Below are 4752 nucleotides of genomic sequence, written 5' to 3'. Positions count from 1 at the left end.
TATCTCAGGCAATATCTGATGTAAGCTGGGGAGAAATAACCCGACAATTAGCCTATAAATGCCGTTGGTATGGGAGAAATTACATCGAAATAGATAGATGGTTTCCTAGCTCTAAAAGGTGTAGTAATTGCGGGTATATTGCCCTTGAAAATGCCGTTAAATGTTCGAGAATGGGATTGTCCAGACTGTGGGACACACCATGACCGAGATATTAACGCCAGTAAAAATATTTTGGCCGCAGGGCTTGCGGTGTCAGTCTGTAGAGCGACCATAAGACCAGAACAGAGTAAATCTGGGGCGGCAGGTGCGGAACCCCGCAAGGGAAAGAAGCAGAAACCTAAATCGTGAGGTTTGGGAATCGCCGTCCGTTTTACGGCGGCGAGGATGTCAATTTATCTATTATTTTTACGGTTTCGATAATTCCAGCTTATCCTATCACCCTGAAAAATGTTGTCGATCGAGGTGATGGGGGTTTTTCAGTGAACAGTAATCAGTAATCAGTAATCAGTAATCAGTAATCAGTAAGAAAAATAGTATTAGGGATTCTACTGCTGAACTGCAAATAATCAACACCAGAGGAGCCGATCCTTTAACAAATACAAAGAGACGATACCCCCTCAAAACCAGTTGATAGGATTATGGTAGTGACCGAAATCAACTTTTAAGAATCTATAATGGGCTTTATTGTCCATTATTATCTAATATAACGGCTTTAAAGCCTGTTATATGCACTTTTCCTCGGTATTATCATGGCCTATCCTCTCTACGTCGCTTTTATTTGGCATCAACACCAACCCCTCTACAAATCCTGTCAAACTCGCACCGATGCTTCGGGACAATATCGCTTACCCTGGGTGCGACTGCATGGGGTGAAAGATTATCTCGATTTAATCCTGATTCTAGAACGTTTTCCCAAATTACACCAAACCGTCAACCTTGTCCCCTCTTTAATCCTGCAATTAGAGGATTACGTCAACGGACTAGCTATAGACCCCTATCTTGCCCTCACCGTCACCCCAGAAGCGCAGTTAACCCTGGCACAAAAACACTTTATCCTCGAACACTTTTTCGATGCTAACCATCGTACCCTGATCGATCCGCACCCCCGTTACGGGCAATTATACGCAGAGCGTCAAGAAAACGGTCATAGTTGGTGTATTAGCCATTGGCATCTCCAAGATTATAGCGATCTCTTGGCTTGGCATAACCTCGCTTGGATTGATCCTATCTTTCACAGTGACCCAGAAATCGCTGCCTGGTTAGAACAGGGAAAAAACTTCACTTTAAGCGATCGCCAGCGAATTATCTCCAAACAGCGTCAAATTCTGCGTCGTATCTTGCCGCAACACCGGTTAATGCAGGAAACCGGACAACTAGAAATCATTACCAGTCCCTACACCCATCCAATTTTACCCCTGCTGGCCAACTCGGAAGCCGGCCGGGTAGCAGTGCCGAATATGACCCTTCCTCGGCAATATTTCCACTATCCTGAAGATATTTCCCGCCATCTCCAGAAAGCTTGGCAAATCTATATCGATCGCTTTGATAAACAACCTCGAGGACTTTGGCCCTCGGAACAATCCGTTAGTCCCGCGATTCTCCCCGCTGTCGCTAAACAGGGTTTTCAGTGGTTATGTTCCGATGAGGGGGTGTTAGGTTGGTCTCTGGGACATTACTTTCATCGCGACGAAAAAGGCAATATTAGCGAACCAGAATTGCTTTATCGTCCCTACTGTCTGGAAACTAGCAACGGCAATTTATCGATGGTTTTCCGCGATCATCGTCTCTCGGATCTGATCGGATTTAGCTATAGTGGCATGAAAGCCACCGAGGCCGCCACAGACTTAGTTAAACACCTAGAAGCGATCGCCGAACAACTGAAAACCAACGCAGAAACCACGACCCTAGAAAAACCCTGGTTAGTTACCATTGCGCTAGATGGCGAAAACTGCTGGGAAAACTATCATCAAGACGGTTTACCCTTCCTAGAGAACCTTTATCAACTTTTAAGCGACCACCAAGCGATCGAATTAGTCACCGTCTCCGAATATCTCGATCGCTTTCCCGCTAATGCAAAAATTCCTGTCAATAAACTTCATAGCGGCTCTTGGATCGATGCCAATTTTACCACTTGGATCGGCGATCCCGCTAAAAATAAAGCTTGGGAATATCTAATTTTAGCCCGTCAAACCCTCGCTAATCACCCAGAAGCGACGGAAGATAATAACCCCGATGCGTGGGAAGCATTGTATGCAGCGGAGGGTTCCGATTGGTTTTGGTGGTTTGGTTATGGCCATTCCTCCAATCATGACGCAATTTTTGACCAACTTTTCCGCGAACACCTGATCGCCCTCTATCAAGCTTTAAATGAGCCAATTCCCTCCTATTTGCTCGAACCGGTGGAAGAACACGGAGATAAACAAAGTAATCGTCCACTAGCTTTTATTCACCCCATTATCGACGGTTTTGGGGACGAACAGGATTGGGATAAAGCTGGACGGATCGAAATTGGCGGCGCCAGTGGTACAATGCACCGGACTTCCTTAGTACAAAGGCTCTTTTTCGGTTGGGATCACCTCAATTTTTATCTGCGTTTCGATTGGAAACCGGGGGCTGAATTAGGCAAAGATATCCCGCCTGAAGTGCATTTATATTGGTATTATGATGAAGTGCATCGTCTGCAAAGTCCAATTCCCTTAGCAGATATTCCCCCTCGATCGCCCCTCGATTACGGTTATCATCATCATCTAGGAATAAATTTAATCACGGAATTTACTTGGTTAGAAGTCGCTCAAGAATATTTTACTTGGCAGCGAGTTCCTAGTAGTGCCAAAGCTTCTTTTAATCAATGTTTGGAAATTGCTGTCCCCTGGGAAGGATTACACATTGAACCCGATGCTCGTCTCCATTTAATCGCAGTTTTAGCCAATCAAGGTCAATACTATGATTTCCTCCCCGTTGAAGAATTAATCTTCCTGCAAAGACCTTAAATCAGTGATCAGTAATCAGTGATCAGTTATCAGTAATCAGCTTCTGAAGGCAAGAGGCAACAGGCACTCGTGCAAAAGACAGGATCTGGCAATTCTCCTACTTAAAAAGAAGGTTAGAAACTAAGTACATCGAAGCTTTTAGCTTAACCAATTAGGTTTTAGATTCGGCCCTTGTTATCAGCTTTTTAGCCATCAGCCATCTCCCCTACACCCTACACCCTACACCCTACACCCTACCCCCACCAACAAACTTTTTCAGCCAACCCTATATAGTCCCATGATCTAGCTTTTTCAGGGCGCTGAGAGCATGGAGACGGACGATTGCTTCCCCATCGGCTGCTAAAGTCAGCAAAATACTTTTATTATCCCGATCTAATTCTCCTAAAGCGATCGCTAGAGACTGTTTAACTCCCGTATCAGCGAGGATCGCGGGATGGGAGTGATAAAAATTACCGAGAATTTCCCCTGCTTGTTGGCGTAATTTCTGGCAGGTTTGCCGGCCGAGAATAGCGATAATTTCCCGACAAATCAAGACATTTTCGCTATATAAAGCCTTTTCTAGATAATTTAAAGCTTCCCCATCCTCGATCCAGCCTAATGCTCGCACTACAGTTAATTTTAAACTATCGGGAGTTAAGGAAGATTGCAGGAGTGGATTTAAAGCTTTGGCTGAGGTTGCTGTGCCGATACGACCGAGAGCGATCGCAGTTTCTTGACAGATCTCGAGGTGGATATCGAATAACAGCGGTTGCAGATGGTTAACTAAATCTGCTTGGGGATAACTTGGCGCTAGGTAACTACTAGCTTTAATTGCTTCCCGTCGCACCTCGATGGCCGGATCCCGTAAAGCATCGAGGATAATCGCAGTAATCTGGGGATGGTGAAAACTGCTTAAAGCTTCGATCGCCATGGACCGAATGGCGCTAGATTGATCCTTAACTACGGTTAAAAGCGGTTCGACAATTTCTGGCCGGCGAATTTGTGATAAAGCTTGTACGGCTAAAAAACGCGTGTTCGAGTCGGACAGTAATTGTCCTAAACTAGAGATGGCAGAACTGCCGATATTAGCTAAAGCAGCCGCAGCCATTTGGCTGAGTTCCTCCTCCTCCGATCTTTGCAATAATTGACTGAGAGCGAGAATACAGGCTCGATCGTCAAATTGACTGAGAATTCTCGCCAGAAACCAGCGCATTTCCCCATCTTGTTCCTCGGATTCTAACAGGGCAATTAAAGGAGCGATCGCTGGTTTGCCGATTTGGGGAAATAGTTTAGCTATCTCCCATCGCTGTTGAAAATCGCATTTTTGTAAAGCTTCTAGGGCTAAATCGAGGATTTCATCGTTAATAATCGGTTCAATCGCATCTTTTTGGTTTAAAAGTCGCTGTATGCTGGCGTTTACTGTCTCCCAGTCTTTTTTATTCAACGCTATCTGAGCTTTTTCTAGCAGAGCTTGCATCGTGAGAAATGGCCTCGATTTTCGTGCTACCTATCCCAAGAATGTCAGACTTTCTCGCTTTTGTCCTCTCTTCTATGCAAGAAACCGATAATAAATCTCAAAATTGTGCATCAGACTTCAGTTTATCCTTAATTCTCTCGGGATAACCGAACAGAAAAGTATATGCGGCTCTTCGGTTTGTGTTATGCAATGGATGGGGGTTATAAGGAATGAAACCCTTATAGAGACAGACATTACCGCGATTTTTGTCAATTGTTTGCGATCTAGAGCGAACTAATCAATTAAATCTCTTGCCAGATAAGGATT

At 44.7% G+C, this 4752-nt stretch carries 3 protein-coding genes and 1 pseudogene; 3 read left to right on the top strand and 1 reads right to left on the bottom strand.

What is annotated here, in order from left to right; translation table 11 throughout:
* From O9290_RS16825 to O9290_RS16815, 3 genes and pseudogenes are all read left to right on the top strand, one after another.
* A pseudogene (locus O9290_RS16825) lies at positions 1-348 on the top strand (RNA-guided endonuclease TnpB family protein); the annotation flags it as partial.
* A complete protein-coding gene (locus O9290_RS16820) occupies positions 345-497 on the top strand; it encodes a hypothetical protein (protein WP_288056760.1) in 153 nt (50 codons plus the stop codon). The pseudogene O9290_RS16825 and the gene O9290_RS16820, both read left to right, overlap by 4 nt.
* Before the next feature lie 252 nt (positions 498-749).
* Positions 750-2990, top strand: coding sequence for a glycoside hydrolase (locus tag O9290_RS16815; protein WP_288056757.1), 2241 nt, complete (start codon positions 750-752; stop codon positions 2988-2990).
* A 265-nt stretch (positions 2991-3255) separates the two neighbouring features.
* On the opposite strand, the gene O9290_RS16810 is transcribed toward O9290_RS16815, so the two are convergent.
* Entirely contained in the window at positions 3256-4446 is a 1191-nt protein-coding gene (locus O9290_RS16810) for a HEAT repeat domain-containing protein (protein ID WP_002761804.1), read from the bottom strand.
* Between the last annotated feature and the right edge of the window lie 306 nt (positions 4447-4752).

The organism is Microcystis sp. LE19-41.2A (assembly GCF_027530405.1).
Lineage (GTDB): Bacteria > Cyanobacteriota > Cyanobacteriia > Cyanobacteriales > Microcystaceae > Microcystis > Microcystis aeruginosa.
Note: the sequence above shows the minus strand (reverse complement) of the source record. Positions and strands in the feature narration are given on the sequence as shown.

Coding starts and splice junctions, on each gene's coding strand:
- O9290_RS16815 (WP_288056757.1), top strand. CDS start 750: ATGGCCTATCCTCTCTACGTCGCTTTTATTTGGCATCAACACCAACCC.
- O9290_RS16810 (WP_002761804.1), bottom strand. CDS start 4,446: ATGCAAGCTCTGCTAGAAAAAGCTCAGATAGCGTTGAATAAAAAAGAC.